Here is a 21569-nt window from a genome sequence, read left to right on the forward strand (position 1 = left end):
AGCATTTTTCGCCAGAATGGCTGAGTAGTTAGATTTTTTGGGGTGAATCATTGAAGCATCATGATTCCTTAGCACAAGCACAAGTTAAAATGGCAAAAACACTTAAGCTGTTAGCACAGTGGAAGTTGCCTGCAACCCCAATAAACTACGCAATTGGTTACGAATACATTTGCGAAAAAAACACACCGCTTATCACTAAGATAGACCAACATTTATTTGCCAATAATCACCTCGATAACTTTCTTATTGAGCAGCTTTATCAAGACCATGTACTTGGTCAAAGTATCTTGCGCGACGATATTTTTGATGATGCTAAGCAATTAACTGCCCAGCTCAGTGAAACTTGTCATAACGCTAATGCGCAAGGTAGTAAATTGCTGTCTGCACTCGACACTAATGTTGCATCAGTGCGAGATGGCGATAAAGAGCAAGCAGCGCATGCCCTATCACGATTATCGCAGACAGTTGAACTACTTAAGCAGCAACAAGCGTCATTGTTGAAGCAACTGGCGAAAACCGAGCAGCAAGCAGATAACTTGTATCAAGAATTTAGTGCGGCACGCAAAGAAATCTACCTAGATCCAGTGACTCGGTTATACAACCGAAAGGCGCTGAGCAAGCATTTTGATACATGGGTGAGTGAATCACCGGACCGTCAAATCGCAGCTTTGGTCGTTAGTGTTGACGACTTTAATCTGTTTAGTAATAAATTCGGTTCGCTAATTGGCGATGTTATTTTGTCTAAGATTGCCAACAAGGTAAGTAACTACGTGGGTGAAAGTGGCTTACCTGTGCGCACAGGGAATGAGGAGTTTCTTATTCTGCTGCCTGATGTTGAAATGGGAATCGCAAGCGAAATTGCCGAGAAAATTCGCCAAGGTGTAGAGAAAATACGCTTTATCAGCAGTAAATCTGGTATTCGTTTGCCACAAATGACAATCTCACTTGGCGTTAGTGAGTTCAAGCAAAAAGAAACATTAAATAGCTTACTTAGCCGCACCCAAAAAGCACTATCGAATGCTCAGCAAAAAGGCCTAAACCAAGTATCTATGCTTCCTGCTTAGCTGCCGCTTAACTTTTTTACTCACTTCGCAGTAAAAACTCTCTAACAGCAAACAGTATCAGCTTTGCTAATTGCCCGTTAATGACCCACAAATAACTTCCAGCAAAGGTTGCTCATCAATAGACTCTGGTTCTAACCAGCATGACTGGCTATACACTTCAAAATTTAAGACAAAATAACCAAAATGTTCCGCCACTTGTGCACGGAATCTGACATTATGGCGATCGGCACCAGGGATCTTTTCCAAGATACTAACCTGTGCCAACTTACTCAATACCACCTCGGTCGCGATATCGAAATCTTCTTCGTCAAATTCGCTATCAAAACGAATATCGAGATGATCATCACGCAAAAATACTGCTGAAACTAAAAATGATGGTGGTTGCGTTAACTGCTGCATGATATTTCCAAATGCTTGCCCCACTCTGGCGCTGGCAGTGCATATTGCTCTGCTTCGGCCTGCTCATCAAATGGTGTTTGTAAAACGCCTTGTAGGCGCTCAATTTCAGTGTAATCACCCTGCTCTGCTTGCCTAATCGCTTGCTGAGCTAAGTAATTACGTAAGATAAATTTCGCGTTATGCTGATTTTGAATTTGATGGCGGGCACTATCTGACATGTCATCGTCCGCTAATCGCTGCCGATACTTATTCAGCCACTCAATAACAGCTTGTTGATCATTAAAATGTGCTAACAACTTTTGGCATTGCTGATTATTAACATCATCGACAAACACTTGATTAAGCAGCCTGAAACTTAGAGTGTAATCTGCTTTTTGCTTGGCTAGTAGCGTTAACCACTCCCCTAACAACGCCTGATCTTCATCTTGCCATGTTGCCAGCCCAAGCTTTCGCTGTATTAATGAAATGTAGTGCTGCACGAATATTGGCTCATACTGGCTCAACTCAGTGCGAATTTCTTCGGTCGATAACCAGTCAGAGAAAGTAATAGCCAGCGCATTTAAATTCCACAAACCAATGCTTGGCTGCTGGTCAAACGCATAGCGACCGGTATGATCGGAATGATTGCAGATAAAGCTAGGTTGATAGTCATCAAGAAAGCCAAATGGGCCGTAATCTATGGTCAGGCCAAGAATCGACATATTGTCGGTATTCATGACCCCATGCGCAAAACCATGTACTTGCCACTTAGCAATTAGTGTCGCGGTTGATTGTACAATCGCCGCCAGCATGGCTTTGTGTGGGTTTTCCTGCCTTAAACACTCAGGAAAGTATTCAGCTAAACAATAATCCGCGAGCTGATTGAGTTCATCTTTTTTCCCTTGATGAAACCAATATTCAAAGTGACCAAAACGAATATAACTCGGCGACGTTCGCGTCATGATAGCGCCCTTTTCGACGCGCTCGCGATAAACATCGTGTTCACTACCAATAATGCATAGCGCTCGTGTGGTGGGAATATCAAGCGCCGCCATCGCCTCACTAGCGAGGAATTCGCGAATACAAGAGCGCAGTACTGCCCTGCCATCGCCCATGCGAGAAAACGGCGTTTCCCCTGCCCCTTTGAGTTGAACATCTAACCGCTGGCCAGACTTCGCAATAATTTCGCCGAAGCTAATGGCTCGCCCGTCACCTAGTTGCGGCACGTATTGGCCAAATTGGTGACCGCTATACACTTGCGCATGAAAATAGCCACCTTTAGGTAATACCTTGCCAGCAAAAACATCAACAAAATTAGTTTGATGTAAATCATCTTTTGCAATGCCAAGCTCTGCTAGCATAGCGTCACTGGTCGCCACCAAATGCGAATTCACTAAAGGAGTCGGCGATACAGGTCGATAAATAAAAGGTAAATGCTTTACAAGTCGATTGTCGAAATTAAACGCAATTGGCTCGGACATCGTAATTACTTCAGTCATAGTAAGTGTTTACATAATACTAAAAAATCTAGGACAACTTAGGTCTTTTTCCATATAATCGACTAAGGCTCAGAAAAATCTAATCATTAAGAGAGACAGACATTATGAAAAAAATGACTCTTGCTATTGCAACTGCAGCAATGATGGTAGCTCCAGCATTCGCGGGCGACGTTGCAGCGGGTAAAGCAAAATCAGCAATGTGTGCAGCTTGTCACGGCGCAGAAGGTATTTCTGCTATTCCAATGTACCCTAACCTTGCTGGCCAAAAAGAAGCTTACATTGCGAAGCAATTAAAAGATTTCAAATCTGGCGCACGTAAAGATCCAGTAATGGCTCCTATGGCGATGGGCCTAACTGATGCAGACGTAGCTAACTTAGCTGCGTACTACGCTAGCCTTAAGTAATTTATTACTGTGGGCTTAGCAAAAGCGCTCATTTGAGCGCTTTTTGTTTTTCTAGCGCCTGACAAATTTCTTATCCACCGCCTACTCAATCAAAAGCTGCGCAATATAGTAGTTTTTGTCCCACTGAATACCTGTCGCACCCTGCGGTAGTTCAAAGGTTTGCCAATCGGTTGTCAGCACAAAATTTTGCTGATCAGATGCCACACCACCAGTAAACTTCGCCGGAATTGCCATCGCAAAACCATCCACCACATGACGCCAACGAGCTTTAAATTCGCCGTCCATTAGTCGATATTCCAACACGGGAATACGGCTGTCGCGCAGATACTGATCAAAAAATTTATTCAGTACAAGACCAGATTGTTCAGCGATATAGTCCTCAATTTGCTGGGTAGTAACAGTTTGATGGTAAAAAACCTTGTTTAAACCACGCAAAATCTCACGCCATTTGCCGTCGTCATTAATGAGTTGGCGAAGCGTGTGCAGCATATTCGCACCTTTGGGGTAAATATCGTACGAACCCACTTGGTGTTGGTGATAAGTCCCTATCATCGGCTTATCGTTGCGAATATTCTGACGTTGCCCTCGCAAGTACTCTGCCCCTGCCGCTTTGCCGTAGTGATACTCAACAAACAAACCTTCAGCGTAGGTGGTAAAGCTCTCTTGTATCCATAAATCAGCAATATCCTTAGCGGTAATACTGTTAGCAAACCATTCGTGTGCGGTTTCGTGAATAATCAAGAAATCCCACTTTAAGCCCCAACCTGTCTCGCTGAGATCACGTCCTTTGTAGCCTAGTTGATATTTGTTGCCATACGTGACTGAGCTTTGATGCTCCATGCCAAGATACGGAGCTTCAACCAGCTTGTAGCTGTCTTGATAAAACGGATATGGGCCAAACCAATGCTCTAAAGCTTCGATGGTTCGCTTCGCATCACCAAAATGCACGCGCGCTTTTTCTTCGTTAGCACGTAGCACGTAATAGTCCATATCTAATACGCCTTTTTCACCTTGATACTGCTCGGCAAAATTGACGTAATCAGCAATATTGATATTCACACCGTAATTGTTAATTGGGTTGATCACCCGCCAGTGGAAAACTCGGCTATCACCTTGATCTTCAATGTTAATTAAACGGCCATTAGAGACATTGAACAAAGGTCTTGGCACTTCAATCAACATATCAATTCCGCGATCGGGTTCGTCGTAGCCGTGATCTTTATTCGGCCACCAAATACTGGCACCGATCCCTTGGTTTGACGAGGCAATAAAAGGCATGCCATCTTCATCTTCCGACCAAGTGATACCGCCATCCCAAGGGGCATTTTTCGCTTCATGAGGTTGACCCGAAAAGGTTAAGGTTAAGTGATATTCCTGACCTATTTGCTGTAGCTCGTTTGGCGAAATAAAGTAACTGTAACCTTCTTGACGAATCGCCAAGGATTGCCCTGCTTGCACAGCAGCTTCAAGCTTCATGGGTGCTTGTAGTTCAATTTGTAATTCTTTTGCATTATCAATTACTTGATAAGTTATGATGTTTTCGCCAGCAAAAGATCGGTCACCAATATCGACAGCCATCGATAGCTGGTAGTGTTTGACATCCCACCAAGCGCGTTCAGCGGTAATTGCACCGCGCAAATACTGTTGTCTTTGTTCGCTAATGTCAGGCGTATTTAGCTTAGCTCTCTTAATTTCGTTTTTAGTTTCGCTCTTAATTTCGCCTTTAGCTTCGCTAGGCTGCTGGGCACTAACTTGATGACTGGTCAGCACGAATAACGCACTAACTGCTGTTGATAACCATTTGTTAGGCATCATTTTTTAACTCTTCGCTCTGAGAATATGAGCAATATTGTGCGTTGCTAGCAAGTTGAAGGCAAGCCATAGACAAAGTGGGTTTGTCACCAACCTTATGAATCTGGCGCTTGCGTAAATTAAAAATTCTTGTAAGACTAAAAAGCATCTGAGCAAGTGAATTCAAATTAATTTGCTCAGCGAACTTGTCGGAGTGCCATAGGGCTGAGATCGCGAAAGCGGGATCCGTAGAACCTGATCAGCGTAATTGCTGCGAAGGGAACAAGCGCAATACAAACTCAATATAATGATTAGCAGTAGGCAATTTTAGGCTACTGTTCTTGATGACATTGGGTTTGTGTTGTTCTCGTCATACCTAGTCAACTCCGCCGAATATAATTCATTATTATCTAGGTGAGAGCTATGAGTTCATTATCGCGACGTGAGCGTCGTCAGCAGGCGGAAGCCTTTATCAACAATGTGTCGGGACAAAGTTACCCGAATTCCAGCAAGATTTATGTACCGGGCAAGCTGCACAATATCCAAGTAGCCATGCGAGAGATTGCCGTTGGCGATACTTTTGTCGGCGGCACCGAAGAAAACCCCATTTTTGAGCCTAACGAACCAATTCGTGTGTACGACAGCTCTGGCGTTTACACCGATCCAAACGTTAGCGTTAATGTTCATGAGGGTTTACCTAAACTGCGCAGTGAATGGATCGCCAAGCGCGCAGATACTGAAGAGCTTACGGGCGCAACTTCAGGTTATAGCCAGCAGCGTTTGGCTGATGAAGGGTTAGACCATATTCGCTTTGAGAACCTGCCAAAAGTGCGCCGAGCTAAAACAGGGAAAAACGTCACCCAGTTACATTATGCACGCCAAGGTATTATCACGCCGGAAATGGAATACATCGCCATTCGCGAGAATACCAAACGGGCAGAAATGAAAGACGAAATACTCAGCCAGCGTCACGAAGGGCAGGGCTTTGGAGCCAAGTTTACCGAAGCTGGTCACGCTAACATTCCCGAGCAAATTACCCCTGAGTTTGTGCGCCAAGAAGTGGCCGCAGGGCGCGCCATTATTCCCGCTAACATCAATCACCCAGAGTCTGAGCCAATGATTATTGGCCGTAATTTTTTGATCAAGGTGAACGCCAATATCGGTAACTCGGCGGTTACCTCATCCATTGAAGAAGAAGTGGAAAAGCTGGTGTGGTCAACCAAGTGGGGCGCTGATACTGTGATGGACTTATCCACTGGCCGCTATATTCACGAAACGCGCGAGTGGATTGTGCGTAACTCGCCAGTGCCAATTGGTACAGTACCGATTTATCAAGCGCTCGAAAAAGTAAACGGCATTGCGGAAGACTTAACATGGGAAGTATTTCGTGACACCTTAATTGAACAAGCAGAGCAGGGCGTGGACTACTTTACTATTCACGCCGGTGTACTGTTGCGCTTTGTGCCGATGACGGCAAAACGCGTGACCGGTATCGTCTCGCGCGGCGGTTCCATTATGGCAAAATGGTGTTTAGCGCATCATCAAGAAAACTTCCTTTACACCCACTTTGAAGATATTTGCGAAATCTGTAAACAGTACGATGTTGCCTTTTCATTAGGCGACGGCCTGCGTCCAGGTTCTATTGCCGATGCCAACGACGAAGCACAATTCGCTGAGCTTCACACCTTAGGAGAGCTGACCAAAATCGCTTGGCAGCACGATGTACAAGTGATGATTGAAGGCCCAGGTCATGTGCCGCTGCATATGATTAAGGCCAATATGGACGAGCAACTGGAACATTGTCACGAAGCGCCATTTTATACGTTAGGGCCACTGACGACAGATATCGCTCCTGGTTATGATCACATCACATCGGGGATTGGTGCCACAAATATTGGTTGGTACGGCTGCGCCATGCTGTGCTATGTGACGCCAAAAGAGCACTTGGGCTTGCCTAACAAGGAAGATGTAAAAGAAGGCTTAATCACCTACAAAATTGCCGCGCATGCAGGCGACTTAGCAAAAGGGCACCCGTGTTCACAAATTCGCGACAATGCATTGTCAAAAGCGCGCTTCGAATTTCGCTGGCACGACCAATTTAATCTTGGTTTAGACCCTGAGCGCGCCCGTGAATATCACGACGAAACCTTGCCGCAAGAGTCAGGCAAAATCGCTCATTTTTGCTCAATGTGTGGCCCTAAATTCTGCTCGATGAAAATCACCCAAGATGTGCGCGACTATGCGGCCAAATTGGATGCTGAAAAACTAACGGCTGAGCAACGCATCGAAATCAAGCTGGCAGACGAAACCGTCAGCGTTAGTCGTGATGTCATTGATAAAACGCTTGCCCAAGGTATGGCGGAGAAGTCGGCTGAATTTAAAGCAACTGGCTCTGAAATTTATCATCAAGCAAGGTAAATACCGTGGCCAATATCGCAATTGTTGGCGCCGGGTTGCTAGGTCGTTTAATGGCCTGGCAGCTAAGCCAAGCATGTAACGCGCACAATAAAACACACCAGATCAGCCTATACGACAAAGACGCCATTGATGGTCGGCAAAGTGCTGCCTATACGGCAGCGGGTCTGCTCACCCCTTATGGCGAGTCGTTGAGCTGTGAACCTGAGATTGTCGCCATGGGCGAGGCAGCACTGACCATGTGGCCAGAGTTACTCGACGAACTTAACGGCCCAGTTGATTTTCAAGCGAATGGTTCTATTTGCGTTAGCCATCGCGTGGACCAAGGTGACTACGAGCGCTTTACACGCCATATCAGCCAGCATTATCCGCAAGCTCAGCTTCAATTGCTGAGCAAAAGCGAACTTGCCCAGCAGGTACCCGCATTAGCAGAGCGCTTTGAAAACGGTGCATATCTGCAAGGTGAAGGCAGTATTGATAATCATCAACTGCTAAGCGCATTGGCGAGTGCACTGCAAGAAAATGCAGCAGTCAACTGGCTTGCGCAAACGCAAGTGCTGGCGGTATCTCCTTATCAAGTTCGCACCAACTCAGGTATTAAGCAATTTGATTTGGTGATTGATTGCCGCGGCATCGGCGCAAGTGCCTTACATACGCGAGCCGATGCCAATATCGAAGATCAGGGAGCACTGCCGATGTTAAGGCCAGTGCGCGGAGAGGTCATCAGGGTGTATGCGCCAGACGTCGAATTTTCACTGCCAGTGCGTTTAATGCACCCAAGATATAAGCTTTATATTGCCCCGAAAGCCAATCATGAATACGTGATTGGTGCGACGGAAATAGAGAGTGGGGCAACGGGTAAAGTTACAGTGCAATCGGCACTAGAGCTACTTTCTGCCTTGTATAGCCTGCACCCAGGCTTTGCGGAAGCGCAGATTATTGAGCAGCTTGGTCACAGCCGCCCAGCATTTGCCGACAACCTCCCACAAGCAAGAAGCCGAGCAGGACTGATCCAACTCAACGGCCTATATCGCCACGGTTATTTACTCGCGCCAGTGATGCTAGCAACGGGCTTACACTTGGCTGCTCAGCAAATTAATACGACTAAGAGTAGCAAGTCCTCTAACCCAATGCCGCCAGCATTTTTTGAATGGCTATACGTTGACGGTAAAAACAATCTCAGAGCAAAACAATGACAAATACCTATCCTGCTAATGCCAACATGGCTCATACCTACATAATCAATGGTGAAGCTTTCACCCTTGATCAAGCTGTTTACCAAGAGGCTGAACACCAAGATACAGATATCTCAGTGAGCCAGTTACTTGATGCGTATTTTTCAGTGCACCCAGAGCCTAAGTTATTTGCAGTAGCAGTCGATCAAACCTTTGTTGCGAAAACAGACTACAAGACAACATCGCTCAGCAGCGGCGCAAGTGTTGAACTATTTTCACCGATCCAAGGAGGTTAGCGATGACACTCTCTATCTATGGCACTGAGCTTGATACCCGATTGCTGATTGGTACGGCACTTTACCCAAGTCCAGCCATTATGCAACAAGCGGTAATCGCCAGCGGCGCTAAGGTAATGACTTTATCACTTAAGCGCCAATCACCAGCAGAGCAGGGTGGGCAGATGATCTGGCAGTATTTGCAGCAACTTGCCAATGACCACCAAATTGAGCTACTGCCCAATACCGCAGGCTGTAAAACTGCCAATGAAGCCATCACCCTAGCACACATGTCGCGTGAGTTATTTCAAACCCACTGGCTTAAATTAGAAGTGATAGGTGACGACTACAACTTGCAACCCGACCCAATTGAGTTGCTCAAGGCAACTAAAGCATTAGTTAATGATGGCTTTCAAATATTGCCGTATTGCACGGATGACTTGGTGTTATGTCAGCGTCTTTACGACTTAGGTTGCGAGGTGATCATGCCATGGGCATCGCCGATTGGCACAGGTAAAGGTTTGATGAATCCCTACAACCTCGCCACGATTCGCAGCCGCTTACCCCAAGCAACTTTGATTGTTGATGCCGGTATTGGAAAACCTTCAGATGCGGTGCAAGCACTAGAGCTAGGTTATGACGGCGTACTACTTAATAGTGCGGTTGCGCTAGCAAGTGATCCTGTTGCTATGGCGAAAGCTTTTGCCTATGCGATGGAGGCAGGGCAGTTGGCTCAGCAGGCCGGCATTATGCCTGAGCGCCAGACGGCAAAGCCAAGTACGCCAACACTCGATACCCCATTTTGGCACCAAACTTAACCAGCAGAACATTACAAACTAGGTAAAGACGAAAGAGTAGTAAGAGTTTCTTATGAGCACACCGCGTTCACACCATCCAGCACCAGATAAAGCACTTGATACACAAAAGTCTAAACCAATTGTTTGGACAATTTCCGGCAGTGACTGCTCTGGCGGTGCGGGTATCGCAGCGGATATTAAAACCATGCATAGCCTTGCCCTTGGCCTTTCACCTGGCCTTAGTCTCGGCCAAGGCCTAGATAATGTCGAAATTTGTACGCTGATCACCGCCAATACCAGTCAAAACTCAGAGCGATTAGTAGCGGTAAATCCAGTCGCGACGGAAGTACTTGAAGCGCAAGCCCAATTGCTTATCAATGACAAACCACCAAGTGCTATCAAAATAGGTTTGTTGGCAAACGATTACCAAGTCAATTGGCTGATCACGCTATTGGCAAGGCTCAAACAGCAAGATCCCGCACTGATCACTGTCTACGATCCCGTCGCCAGCGCCAGTGTTGGCGGTAAGTTCAGCCAACTCGATCCCGTAGCGATCCAAAAGTTATTACCATACCTTGATGTGATCACGCCTAACTTGCCTGAGCTTGAAGCGCTTGCTTGTGTAGAAAAAACAACTGATCAAGCTGCTTTGCAATTGCTTAACCAAGGTGTTCAAACGGTTGTGGTAAAAGGTGGTCACAGCAACGATATTGATACTTGTTTAGACAGTGCTTATTCACTAGTTGCGAATTGTGACCCAGCTAGCAAAACTCAGCTACACACATTAAAAGTTACCAGTGCACGAATTAATACGAGTTACAGCCATGGCTCAGGTTGCGCCTTTGCATCGGCACTCACCGTATTATTAGCGCAAGGTTATTTATTACGTGACGCACTCACCTTAACTAAGGCATTTATTAATCAGGGGCTAAGTCAGAATGTAGGAAAAGCTGGCTACTATGGCGCTTTTGCTGTTAGCGCATTCCCCACGGATGATAAATATTTTCCTTACATAGTTAACAACAGTGCAAATTTACCTAACTCTGGCTTTCCTTCACTAGGGTTAAACAATAGTTCCGGCAAAGAAAAACTAGGACTTTATCCCGTGATTGACTCGCTCGACTGGCTAAAGAAACTGCTGCCGCTTGAGCTAAATATTATCCAACTCAGGCTGAAAGACTTACCACTTGATGAAATCGACAGGCAAATTGCCCAAGCAGTAAAGCTAACGAGCAACACAGCTACTCGGTTGTTTATCAATGATTACTGGCAACTGGTGATAAAACACGGTGCCTATGGCGTGCACTTAGGACAAGAAGATCTCGCCGATGCCGACTTAAAGGCTATTGCTAATGCAGGATTACGGCTTGGGATCAGCACCCATGGCTGCTATGAGCTTTTATTAGCTCGGCAATTAAAACCCAGCTATTTAGCCATTGGTGCAATTTTCCCAACCGTGACCAAAGATATGACAGGACAAATACAGGGCATCGAAAATTTGCAGCACTTGTTAGCGCTCAAGCAAAATATTCCTATTGTTGCGATTGGCGGCATTAACCTTGAGCGGGCGAAAGTCGTTGCCAACACTGGGGTTGATAGCATTGCCGTAGTCACCGCGATTACCCGCGCAGATGATTACCGCCAAGCTGTTAAAGCGCTAAAAGCCATTTGTCAGTAGTCGCTTTATAGAGTTAATTCGCTAATTGAATTTTCGGAGCCCAACTGCGCCATTTGGGCTCAGGGCTTTGCTTTAAGGTAAAGCTGTGCCCTTGGCTAACTACTGTCTCCCCTGTGGCAGAGTCTGGTGTCGCAAATGCGATACCACCGGCAATGATGGTTTCGATTGATTCAGCATCAACTGAAACGCCTGAGAATAATCCGGCATCCATGCTAAAGCCGCTGGTATTCCAGAACTGACTGGCAGGCGATACTAATTTGGCAAAACGCTGTTCAATATTAATAAAAATATGCACTTGATCAGCGGTAGGCGCTAAGTCCACACCAATAACTTCACCTACTTTCACCTGACGGTAAAGAACAGGGTTGCCAACTCGAACTGAGCCAAGTTGCTGGGCAGTTAACTGCAAATTTAAGCCAAACGGCAGTTGTGTAACCGCTGGCGCATAATCTTCCGCGATAAATTCAGTTTGCTGCGCTGCTTTACCGTTAACGTGGGCAGCAGGTAAGGTATTGATAAAGCCACCAGTGATCAAAGCCCCCACATTTTTAGAGCCCACTAAGCCCACTTCCGGCTCAGCAAACCAGAACTTGGTACCAGCCGCTGCAAACTTGCGACCTGAATGATTTAAATACGCAAACGCCGTTGCGCCGTGTGCGCTCTCATTAAAAACAACGCGCTCCACCATACCAATTTCTTGCCCCTGATATTGGATAGGCAAATTAGCCTTAAGTCCTGCAACGTGGTTAAACGCGATACGAATAGCGACGCCCGCATTTTCCGCATGGCGTAAATCATTAAACAAGGTATATTGCGCAGTTTCTTGGGCAGGCTGCGGGTTAACCACGCCGTCTGGGTTGTAAAAGCTAAGACCGCCAGTTAGCACTGTATCTGCCGACTCCGTTTTAACCACAAAATCGGTTAAGTTGCCCGTAATGGTAAAGCCACTGGCATGATAAAAACGCGTGTAATCGTGCACTAAATGGCGGTATTGCTCATCAATAGAGATATTAATTGCAACTTTTTCACCGTCACTGGCAAGCTCAATATTGTCGACCTGACCAACTACAATACCGCGATAACTAATGGGGCTTCCTGGGCTAACTTCACTGCCGTTTTCGCTAATAACGGTAAGCTGTAAGCCTTCTGCTGATGCGTGTTTAGCCGGAGCTTTATCAAGGGCAACAAACTGTCGGCGCTCAGTGCTTGTATCACTTGTATTGCCCGCATCAACGTTAAAATAATTGCCGCCAAACAGGGCTTCAGTATCGGTTAGGCCAGAGAGCGAGAGCTTGGTTTTTACTAACCAGAACTGAGTACCGTCTTTTAAAAGCCAACGAAATTCAGGCAGAATACCCACGTTTAAACGGGCGCTGTCATCAACATAACGAATTGTATGCACCGCGCCAATTTGCTCACCGCGATACATAATTCGTGTGCCTTTGCGCACATCTTTCGCGCTGGCAAGTGCCAGTTCAATGGCAACACGTTGCTTGGCGATATCAATGTTTTCATGCAAAACAAAAGTATCACCGTTGCTTGGCGATTGTTGAGCATCATCGACGCCCTTATCCGTATCCTTACTTATGCCCTTATCAAAGGCGATACCGCCTGCAAGGATGGCTTGCATTGACTGACTTTGAATATCTAACTGCTGAATGTTGCCAGCAATTCTTAACCCGCTAGCGTTCCAGAATCGACTATCTGAGCTCACATAGCTTTGGTATTCCGGTTGGATATGAATATGTACATTGAAAGCGCTTGGTCCGGTGTTTTCAATTGCCTGAATATTACCAACCACTTGCTGTTTGTAAAAAACACTGGTGCCCACTTTTAGCGAATTAACATCACTAGTGGTTAACACTAAGTGCAAGCCGGGCTCTGTGTATCGATAAGCAGGTTTTTGACTGTAAACTCTGAAAGTATCGGTAACGTCGCCGTCTAATGATGGGCGCATGCCAATTTGAGCACCAGCAATAACGTTGTGCAAGTTAGTAACCCCGCCTAAGTCTAACTCAGGTGCCATTAGGTAGAATTCGGTGCTGGAATTAAGGTACGCGGCAATGCGCGGGTTAACCTTGGCAAGCGCGGTGATTTCACGCGTTTGTGGATTGATATAGGTAAAACTTTCCAATCGCCCTAGCGTAATGCCTTGATAGACAATCGCGGCACCGACATCGAGCTGGCTATTCCAATCAAGCTGTAAGTTAATGGCGTAGCCCATTTCGGCATCTTGAAAATGTTGGTGTAACTTAAAACGTGTACCATTTTTACTGTTAAGGGCTTCACCTTCGACATCGGGAGTATCAAAAGCAATACCGCCTGAGATTATCGACGCCAGTGAATCAGTATCAACATGCACGCCTGTGGTTAATGAGCCAGATACTGTTAAGCCACTGGCGTTCCAAAAACGTGAATGTTGTTTAACAAGGTGAGCAAATTCAGGTTTGATATACACGTTGATATCAACTTGATTGCGTCTGTCATCGTAACGATAACTCGCCACATGACCAACCATAATTTGTTTGAAGGTAACCGGCGAGTCTTTAACAATCGAACCAAGCGTATCGGAAGAAAGCACAATATGCAGACCTGGTGCCGATTCGTCGACCTCAGGCTCTTCTTTTAGGCCGATAAAATGGCGCTGTGACTTGCCACTGGCGTCAATATCAGGGCGAACGTTAATATAGCTACCAGAAAGTAGGGTATCTAACCCCTTTACTCCGCTCAAAGAGACATCGGCAGTCACATACCAAAACAGCGTTTCATCGGTCAGAGTATCCTTCGCATCGCTGATCACTTCCGCCTCAACAATAACACTTTGCAGATCACTAGAAGTTTCAATATCGCGCACAACACCAACCGTTAAGCCTTTGTAGCGAATTTCAGTCTTACCCGCGACAATCCCTGTTGCGTTGTCAAACTCAATAGTGATAAATACGCCGCGATCACCAACCGCTTTAACCACTAACCAAGCGCCAAAAATCAAGGCAACAATAGGCACCAACCAAATAGCAGAAATACCTGATTTTGCTTCAACAATTGGCTCTGGATGTGATTCTGTGCTCATCGTGCTTCTCTTTTGTCTGCTTTATTCGTGATTATTTGTGTTGGCGCTAGACAGCTTAACGCGATTCTGCTTGGTTGAGCTGACTTTGGTTATCATCAGTTTTTGGCTTCTGGTCTTGTGCATCCCATAGCAATCGGGCGTCAAAACTCTCGGCGGCTAGCATGGTAAACACCACCATTAAACCAAAATAGGTGATCCCCTTTGCCGCTTCAATAGAACTTAGAAAACCCAAATTGACCACCGCCGCCATAATAGCGACGACAAAAACATCTAACATTGACCAAGGGCCTAAGAATTCGACTATGTGGTACAACTGCCCTTGCTGCTTAACCGTTAGCTTACTCGCGCGCTTGGCGTGATACATCAGGATAAACAAGCCAATAATTTTCGCCAGCGGCACAACAAAACTGGCGATAAAAATCACAATCGCCACTGGATACATACCAAACTGAATAAAGGTTGCTATCCCTTCTAAAATGGTAGATGCCTCTGGTTGCCCAAGGGTGTAGTAGATCATCATGGGGTATAAATTGGCAGGTACCAGCATCACTAGTGCGGCAATTGTCCACGCAAAGGTATGCGATAAACTATTGATTTTGCGTACGCTGAAACTGCGATGGCAGCGTGGGCATTGCTGAGTTTCAGCCTGCATTTTCACCACTTTATGGCAGCAAGGGCAGCAGCCCAACCCCATCGCTTTCGCATTAGTCTTCAAGCGCTTGCTCCATTTTCTCCCAAACGTAGTGATGATCTAAGGTCACCGATACCAGCGTTGAGCAAATAAGCAATAACACAAAGCTCATTAAGCCGCCGCCAACAGTGAGCTCAGCAAGATCAACAATCTTGTAGATGGAAACAACAACACCAAGGAAGAACACATGCAGCATTGTCCAGCTGTCTAGCACGTGATAACTGCGAAAAAACACCAGCAACGACTGGCTAATTTTATTGAAATGGACTGCAACAGCAATATAAAACGCCGCCAACAAGTGAACAATGGGAATGGCAATGGTGAACAAAAACACGATAAACGCGACGATGTGGTAGTCGGTGTTAAGCAAAATGATGATGCAATCAATTAATGATGCTTCATTGTGCGTACCTGCGGCACTTACCCCTATCATGGGTAATAAAATTGCAGGAAAGAAAAGTAATAGCCCCGCCAGCGACACCGCCATAGTGCGCTCCATGGGGTTTTTCTTTAGCTCGTACAGCAGGGCGCTGCAACCAGGGCAGGTGGCTTTTTGACCCGGTTCAATTTTAGGTTTAGATAACACCGCATCACAGCGACGACAAACCACAATATTGTTAAGCGATGCAGCTGGTTTTGCCAAGGTAACCTACTGAAAGAGGAGCGTTTAACTGCAAGTTTAAGTCAATATCTAACGCTAGCCAACCTGTCTACGACAAAAATCACCTGCATATTGTAGACATAAAAAAAGCAGCCTACTGGCTGCTTTCTCTAATTTAGCAATAGCTTAAAGCGATTGGATAAACGCTGTAAGGTTAACAATATCATCGTCTGATAGCTTGATCGCGATGTTACGCATCATAGCGTTAGCATCGTTACCACGTGCACCAGAGCGGAATTGCTCTAACTGTGCTTTCACGTAATCACCGTGCTGGTTAAGTAGTGCAGGGAATTTTGCGTGCTGCATACCTTCACCACTTGGGCTGTGACATGCCGCACAAGCCGTAATACCACGTGCTGAGTCACCACCGAAGTATAACTTGCGGCCCGCTTCGTTTGCAGTTTCCGGCTTCACAACTTTAGACGTTGTTTGGCTTGCAAAGTAAGCTGCTAAGTTCTTCATATCTTCGTCAGAAAGTGCTGCAACCATACCAGCCATAATGCCGTTGTTACGTGCGCCAGATTTGAATTCTTGTAACTGCTTCAACAAGTAACCTTCGTGCTGACCCGCAATTTTCGGGTAGATTGCTACTTGAGCGTTGCCATCAGCACCGTGACAGGCAACACAAGTTGCTGATTTTGCTTTACCAAGCTCAATGTCACCCATAACAGCAACAGCGGCTTTAGTTTTCTTCGGTGCCACATTAGCAACAGCCGCTGGGTCTTTGAAGTAAGCGCCTAAGTCAGCAATTTCTTGCTCTGTTAAAGGACCTGCAAATTGACCCATTGCGTAGTTGTTAGCGCGGTCGCCTGATTTGAAGCTGTTTAATTGCTTTTCAATGTACTCAGGGTGTTGCTTCGCTAGATTTGGGTAAATTAATACCTTGCTCTCGCCGTCTTTACCGTGACAGCCAACACAAGCACCGATAGCACGAGACTCGTCGCCGTTTTCGTATAAGTATTTACCTGCTGCTGCATCACCAACAATAGCTGCTGTCGCAACGGCTGCTGGAGCTGCTGCATCGCCTGCTGATGCCGAAGCTGATGCTGCGGTAAGTGGCTGGCTCGCAAAGTAAGCACCTAGGTCTTGCATATCTTGCTCAGACAAACCTGCTGCCATTGGCGCCATTACAGGATCGTTACGGGTTGAACCGTCTTTAAATGCTTTTAATTGCTTAACAATGTAATCAGCGTGCTGACCCGCTAGGTTAGGGTAGGTATCTACAGCGCTATGCCCAGTAGCACCATGACATGCTGCACAAGTTGCGGCTTTCGCTTTCCCCGCTTCAGCGTCGCCTTGCGCATTTGCATTCGCTAGCACACCCAAGCCCAATAGAAGTGATACGATAACTTTTTTCATCGAATGCTCTCTGCTTGTTGATCTTCATACTCAGCGCTTGTGATATTTAACTTAGCCCACACGCACACTGAATCCCAATATGATTAGTCGCGACATTTTACACGAATATTCTTTTTGTGTAACAGGCTAGTGCATAAAAACCTATAAAAATTCCGGTTATTTAACCGTTTTCTTCAATTAATCCTCATAATTGCACAAAGCCATAGGCAAACTAAGCGTTAAGTAAATCACTCTAAATAGGCTTAACACAATGTTTTTACTAAATATAAATACGATTTATAGCAAATAGCGCTGCAATGAATTTCCGGTAAAAACCGACCGCAAAGCTATTTATTGTCAGCAACAATGAAAAAAACGCTATAATAGCGCCACTTCAAAAGAGGAATGTCTGCTGTGTCTGAGCAAGTTATCAATTTAAACAACGCAAAATTTACCATTAGTGCCCCCGATATCCGCCGTTTACCTGAAGATACAGGTATCGAAGTTGCCTTTGCTGGCCGCTCTAACGCAGGTAAATCTAGTGCGCTTAACACACTGACTCGCCAAAAAAGCTTAGCTCGCACGAGTAAAACACCAGGGCGCACTCAATTGATTAACGTTTTTGAAATTGCGGAAAACAAGCGTTTGATTGACCTTCCTGGCTATGGCTTTGCCAAAGTGCCAATGGAGATGAAGAAAAAATGGCAAAAAGCCCTTGGTGAATACTTAGAAAAACGCGATTGCTTAAAAGGTTTAGTGGTATTAATGGATATTCGCCACCCGCTAAAAGACCTAGATCACAATTTGATTGAATGGGCCGTAGACAGTGACTTACCTGTGTTATGTCTACTCACTAAGTCAGACAAACTATCGCAAGGTAAAGCATCGGCAGAAGTGTTAAAAGTGAAGAAAACACTGTCTGAGCTGAACGGTAATATCAAAGTACAAGCGTTCTCATCACTTAAAAAATCAGGTATGCCACAAGCAACGCAAGTGATTAGTGACTGGTTTGCTCAAGAAGATTTAGAGCAAGAAAGTTCAAACGAAGACGCTATAGACTAGGACACTTTAGACTAGACAATTTAGGCTAAACAACTGCGAGAACAGTTAGCTGTTTAAATCCATTGTAAGCTCTATCTTAAAAAAGTTAGAGCTTAGCACCCACTCCCTCAATACTAATTCCAAAGACTTCTTTCACGCTTACTCGCCTAATCAATTCGCTATAAAGAATCGATAGATCCAATGTGAAACAAGCATACCAGTATCAATTTGGCTGACCCTCCAAGCGCATGACGCTCCAAGCGCAGATAGTACTCTAGGTTAACCAATCCTTTAATTTAATTGGTAGTTCACTGAAATTTGGACAAAAAAAACCGGCAATGCAAGCATTGCCGGGTATTTAGCTATGGGGAAAGCTAGAATATACAAAATTATTACAACAGGCGTTCACAAGGAACGATTGGAAGTATAGAGCATGTACTCTACAAAAGTAAAGTACTTACTCTAAATTAATTAAAAAATATTCATTCGGCTGTATTTTTAGGCTCGTACGCTCAAAACGTGAACCATAATTTTATATATTTTTAGCAATCAATTCGGCTTTCAATAACCCACCTTAAGTTAATAACTTGACTGGAAATTTGGGATAAGGCATTAATTCAAACTGGAGAAAGGCTATCGAAGCGAGCTACACACTCGGCCTTTTTTTACGTTTCTTGAAGATTCGCCGGCCGCTAATGTTCGGCATTTTCGGCAGCAACCTTGAAAACCATCGGGATTGGCAGAAGTTACATCTGCAGAGGGCATGCCAAAATCATAGGGATATTGGTGAAACACATGCTCGCTACCATGGGTAGCAGAGCAATGTGGGCATGATTTGTAAGTATGACCTGACTCGGCATCAACGCGTATTACGGTTCCACTACTTAATTCGAAGCCACAACACTGGCACGTCATAAAAAAACTCCTAAATAATTTATTGAACGCGTTCACGGCACAACGGGAAATCTAGACAACGACCAAATTTTTCGAGTTCGCTTGGCTTGTTATCGACTTTTGCCAATGTTGATGCTTTATTGGAGGTGAATTCAGTGTTACTTGCTAAGGTGAAAGTAACGGCGGCGATAGTGATTACAGTAAGTGTTTTTAAAGTTTTCATTTTCGGCATTCCTCTTGGTTGAAACACCGATTCAAGTTATTGAAACTACTGTTACGAGACTTTATAAAAAGCTTATAATGTTATGATATTTTTCATATAAATTAGGCAGTTTGCTGGCTTTATGGTTAGTTCGGGCGTTTATTACACAATCAATAATAGACTGCAGTTTTTCTATAAAAGCGGTTGTTTAGTGCTTGACCAACAAGAGGTCAAATTAGACCCACTAGAGTCACTCGTACTGGAAGAATTAACCAAGCAACCCAAAGAAATTATTGCCACAGATACTTTGCTTGATCTTTGGCCGACTAGCGCAACTAGCCCAAATTCGCTGACAAGAGTTATTTCAACGTTAAGAAAGAAGCTAAGAACACTAGATGATTTCCATGTTGAAATTAAGAATTACCCCAAAAAAGGTTATGCATTAATTGCTGAGGTTGATCACTTATCAGCCCAAACACCTAAGGTACAATTAGAAAACAGGCACACTAAACCGACTAGATTGACAGCTAAGACGCCAATAATAGGGATACTATTCATTGCTGTTGTGCTGCTCATCAATTATGCCGCCACCTTTGTTTTTGAAAAAACCGAAGATTCAGTGTCACCTGTGCTTGATAAAGCGATACAGCTTGTCGATGATCAATTTGAAAAAGTCGATTTGTCGGTAAACGACACACATACGCAAGTGGTTTATGCAACTCGTGATAACGAGCAGGCCAATTGGCAGTTGAAAGTATTGGACACCTATTCGCTAGAAAGTAGGGTGATATCAGAGGCTGGTGTTAATTTAAGATCCCCAGACTGGCTCAATAACGATACTTTGATTTATCGAGCATACGGGGATAATAGTTGCGCGATTAAAAAGCTTGATTTGTTGCACAGTGATGCGCATCCGATCGCCATGTTTCCCTGCAATGAATTAACCACAGGCAAAGGGCTTTCTGTATTAAGTGCTGACACCATATTATTTACTGACGCGGCTCATGATATTGCACCGGCATCTCTTTACAAAGGGAATATACGAACAGGAAAAGTCACTAAAATTCCTGGTTTTGATAGCAGTGGTGTTGGTGCTTACAACATTCAATCAAAAGCGGGCTCAAATTTAGTTGCGGTACTAACTAGCACGGATTGGAGTACCAGCAATATTCACTTAGTAGATACGCAAGACAACTGGCGCTCAATTTGGCAAACCAACACACCAAAAGCCAAACATTCAGTAAGTTGGGATGGTCAGTCTTTGTTCCACGCCAACGAAAGTGGTGGCGTAACCGCTCATTTATTCGATGCTAGTCGCTATGTGAAAAGCATCGAGATGTCAGGTTTTAGCAAGCTTTACAATTTTGTCGGTAATAATGGCTCAGTCGCTTTTATACAAGGCAATATGTATCGCACTGATATTTTGATGTCGCCTATCCACGAACCCAAAAGCACAGCAACCTTGCTTGTTGATTCACGTGCATCCAACAAACTTGCCCAATTTATTGACGAAAATACCGTACTGTACGTTTCAGACGTTACAGGGATTGAGCAGCTTTGGTTAGTCGATATCAAAACGCAAACGAAGAAACAGTTATCAATGTTTGCAAAAGCCCAGAAAATTGATCACATTGCTTACAGTGTACAAAAGGGGCTAGTTGCCATTGAGGCAGATAAAACAATAAGCCTATACACGCTAGCTGGCGGTAAAGTAAGTGGTGAAGGTTATCAGCAATTCGCAGGTACCAAACCATTATTTTTTGAAGACAACTTGCTATTTAGCACTCATGACGATTCAGACAACTATCGTATTGATGCCTTAAACCTTGAAAATCAAACACTGAAGAATAGTTTTTTGATTGGTGCGCACGACGTCAAGGTAAGCAATGATCGTTTGTACTACACCAAGTACTATCAACCAGGCTTATGGCAATACCACGAACAAAAAGATGATGACTTAATCTCCGCGATGAGTCAGGACGTCAGTTATTGGTTTGTCGACGGTCAACAGCTGTTATTCAAGGCTCAAGACGATATGCCAACACTGGTTGACTTGACCAATAACCAGTTCACTCAATTGAACGAGTCAACTTGTCAGTTTATTACAGACTACCAATTCAGCCATTGCTTAGGGCAAGCCTATAAGCCTAACAATACACAATTAATGTTGGCGGAAACCAACCGCTAGGATTCCAC

At 44.8% G+C, this 21569-nt stretch carries 17 protein-coding genes, 1 pseudogene and 1 riboswitch; of the genes and pseudogenes, 9 read left to right on the forward strand and 9 right to left on the reverse strand.

The annotated features are described in order from the left end of the window. Positions 1-50 precede the first annotated feature (50 nt). The gene (locus ACSLUR_RS09705) at positions 51-1064 is read left to right on the forward strand and encodes a GGDEF domain-containing protein (protein WP_448554015.1); all 1014 of its coding nucleotides are present in this window, start codon (positions 51-53) and stop codon (positions 1062-1064) included. Between the two features lie 66 nt (positions 1065-1130). Here ACSLUR_RS09705 and ACSLUR_RS09710 read toward each other — a convergent pair whose 3' ends face one another. After that, the gene (locus ACSLUR_RS09710; protein ID WP_448554017.1) at positions 1131-1463 is read right to left on the reverse strand and encodes a DUF3630 family protein; all 333 of its coding nucleotides are present in this window, start codon (positions 1461-1463) and stop codon (positions 1131-1133) included. Beyond that, on the reverse strand, positions 1451-2923 hold the full coding sequence (locus tag ACSLUR_RS09715; protein WP_448554019.1) for a protein adenylyltransferase SelO: 1473 nt from the start codon (positions 2921-2923) through the stop codon (positions 1451-1453). Before ACSLUR_RS09715 ends, ACSLUR_RS09710 begins: the two co-directional genes overlap by 13 nt. A gap of 122 nt (positions 2924-3045) precedes the next feature. Between ACSLUR_RS09715 and ACSLUR_RS09720 the strand changes: the two genes are divergently transcribed. Further along, complete coding sequence (locus ACSLUR_RS09720) at positions 3046-3345, forward strand: c-type cytochrome (RefSeq protein WP_116002106.1); 300 nt, start codon at positions 3046-3048, stop codon at positions 3343-3345. 81 nt (positions 3346-3426) lie between these two features. Here the strand turns inward: ACSLUR_RS09720 and ACSLUR_RS09725 are convergent, their stop codons facing one another. Continuing rightward, positions 3427-5160 (reverse strand): M1 family metallopeptidase, encoded by a 1734-nt coding sequence (locus ACSLUR_RS09725; protein ID WP_448554022.1) that lies wholly within the window; start codon positions 5158-5160, stop codon positions 3427-3429. A 176-nt stretch (positions 5161-5336) separates the two neighbouring features. Then, positions 5337-5435: riboswitch (TPP riboswitch) on the forward strand. A 124-nt stretch (positions 5436-5559) separates the two neighbouring features. On the opposite strand from ACSLUR_RS09725, the gene thiC reads away from it, so the two are divergent. From thiC to thiE, 5 genes are read left to right on the forward strand one after another with little or no spacing between them, the layout of a single operon-like run. Continuing rightward, on the forward strand, positions 5560-7554 hold the full coding sequence (thiC, locus tag ACSLUR_RS09730) for a phosphomethylpyrimidine synthase ThiC (RefSeq protein ID WP_448554024.1): 1995 nt from the start codon (positions 5560-5562) through the stop codon (positions 7552-7554). A 5-nt stretch (positions 7555-7559) separates the two neighbouring features. Further along, positions 7560-8747, forward strand: coding sequence for an FAD-dependent oxidoreductase (locus ACSLUR_RS09735; RefSeq protein ID WP_448554026.1), 1188 nt, complete (start codon positions 7560-7562; stop codon positions 8745-8747). Continuing rightward, a complete protein-coding gene (gene thiS, locus ACSLUR_RS09740) occupies positions 8744-9022 on the forward strand; it encodes a sulfur carrier protein ThiS (RefSeq protein ID WP_448554028.1) in 279 nt (92 codons plus the stop codon). The genes ACSLUR_RS09735 and thiS overlap by 4 nt, the downstream gene beginning before the upstream one ends. Before the next feature lie 2 nt (positions 9023-9024). Then, positions 9025-9819, forward strand: coding sequence for a thiazole synthase (locus ACSLUR_RS09745; protein WP_448554030.1), 795 nt, complete (start codon positions 9025-9027; stop codon positions 9817-9819). A gap of 52 nt (positions 9820-9871) precedes the next feature. Then, positions 9872-11476 carry a thiamine phosphate synthase gene (thiE, locus tag ACSLUR_RS09750; RefSeq protein ID WP_448554032.1) on the forward strand — a complete coding sequence of 535 codons (1605 nt, stop codon included), beginning with the start codon at positions 9872-9874 and terminating at the stop codon, positions 11474-11476. Between the two features lie 13 nt (positions 11477-11489). Here thiE and ACSLUR_RS09755 read toward each other — a convergent pair whose 3' ends face one another. From ACSLUR_RS09755 to ACSLUR_RS09775, 5 genes and pseudogenes are all read right to left on the reverse strand, one after another. Then, entirely contained in the window at positions 11490-14546 is a 3057-nt protein-coding gene (locus ACSLUR_RS09755) for a PqiB family protein (RefSeq protein WP_448554034.1), read from the reverse strand. 55 nt (positions 14547-14601) lie between these two features. Then, positions 14602-15261, reverse strand: a complete 660-nt coding sequence (locus ACSLUR_RS09760) for a paraquat-inducible protein A (RefSeq protein ID WP_448554036.1) — start codon at positions 15259-15261, stop codon at positions 14602-14604. Further along, the gene (locus tag ACSLUR_RS09765; RefSeq protein ID WP_116002114.1) at positions 15251-15880 is read right to left on the reverse strand and encodes a paraquat-inducible protein A; all 630 of its coding nucleotides are present in this window, start codon (positions 15878-15880) and stop codon (positions 15251-15253) included. The genes ACSLUR_RS09760 and ACSLUR_RS09765 overlap by 11 nt, the downstream gene beginning before the upstream one ends. Before the next feature lie 144 nt (positions 15881-16024). Continuing rightward, on the reverse strand, positions 16025-16564 hold the full coding sequence (locus ACSLUR_RS09770) for a c-type cytochrome (protein ID WP_448554377.1): 540 nt from the start codon (positions 16562-16564) through the stop codon (positions 16025-16027). 72 nt (positions 16565-16636) lie between these two features. After that, positions 16637-17257, reverse strand: a pseudogene (locus tag ACSLUR_RS09775) (c-type cytochrome); the annotation flags it as partial. A 393-nt stretch (positions 17258-17650) separates the two neighbouring features. On the opposite strand from ACSLUR_RS09775, the gene yihA reads away from it, so the two are divergent. Next, entirely contained in the window at positions 17651-18298 is a 648-nt protein-coding gene (gene yihA, locus ACSLUR_RS09780; protein ID WP_448554039.1) for a ribosome biogenesis GTP-binding protein YihA/YsxC, read from the forward strand. 913 nt (positions 18299-19211) lie between these two features. On the opposite strand, the gene ACSLUR_RS09785 is transcribed toward yihA, so the two are convergent. Then, the gene (locus tag ACSLUR_RS09785) at positions 19212-19394 is read right to left on the reverse strand and encodes a hypothetical protein (protein WP_116002119.1); all 183 of its coding nucleotides are present in this window, start codon (positions 19392-19394) and stop codon (positions 19212-19214) included. A 190-nt stretch (positions 19395-19584) separates the two neighbouring features. On the opposite strand from ACSLUR_RS09785, the gene ACSLUR_RS09790 reads away from it, so the two are divergent. Continuing rightward, a complete protein-coding gene (locus ACSLUR_RS09790; RefSeq protein WP_448554042.1) occupies positions 19585-21561 on the forward strand; it encodes a winged helix-turn-helix domain-containing protein in 1977 nt (658 codons plus the stop codon). The last annotated feature ends 8 nt before the right edge of the window (positions 21562-21569 follow it).

Source organism: Thalassotalea montiporae (genome assembly GCF_053485855.1).

Excerpts from the sequence above, each read along its gene's own strand:
- ACSLUR_RS09710 (WP_448554017.1), bottom strand. The coding sequence starts at position 1,463 with ATGCAGCAGTTAACGCAACCACCATCATTTTTAGTTTCAGCAGTATTT.
- ACSLUR_RS09715 (WP_448554019.1), bottom strand. The coding sequence starts at position 2,923 with ATGTCCGAGCCAATTGCGTTTAATTTCGACAATCGACTTGTAAAGCAT.
- ACSLUR_RS09720 (WP_116002106.1), top strand. The coding sequence starts at position 3,046 with ATGAAAAAAATGACTCTTGCTATTGCAACTGCAGCAATGATGGTAGCT.
- ACSLUR_RS09725 (WP_448554022.1), bottom strand. The coding sequence starts at position 5,160 with ATGATGCCTAACAAATGGTTATCAACAGCAGTTAGTGCGTTATTCGTG.
- thiC (WP_448554024.1), top strand. The coding sequence starts at position 5,560 with ATGAGTTCATTATCGCGACGTGAGCGTCGTCAGCAGGCGGAAGCCTTT.
- thiS (WP_448554028.1), top strand. The coding sequence starts at position 8,744 with ATGACAAATACCTATCCTGCTAATGCCAACATGGCTCATACCTACATA.
- ACSLUR_RS09745 (WP_448554030.1), top strand. The coding sequence starts at position 9,025 with ATGACACTCTCTATCTATGGCACTGAGCTTGATACCCGATTGCTGATT.
- thiE (WP_448554032.1), top strand. The coding sequence starts at position 9,872 with ATGAGCACACCGCGTTCACACCATCCAGCACCAGATAAAGCACTTGAT.
- ACSLUR_RS09755 (WP_448554034.1), bottom strand. The coding sequence starts at position 14,546 with ATGAGCACAGAATCACATCCAGAGCCAATTGTTGAAGCAAAATCAGGT.
- ACSLUR_RS09770 (WP_448554377.1), bottom strand. The coding sequence starts at position 16,564 with ATGGGTGACATTGAGCTTGGTAAAGCAAAATCAGCAACTTGTGTTGCC.
- ACSLUR_RS09785 (WP_116002119.1), bottom strand. The coding sequence starts at position 19,394 with ATGAAAACTTTAAAAACACTTACTGTAATCACTATCGCCGCCGTTACT.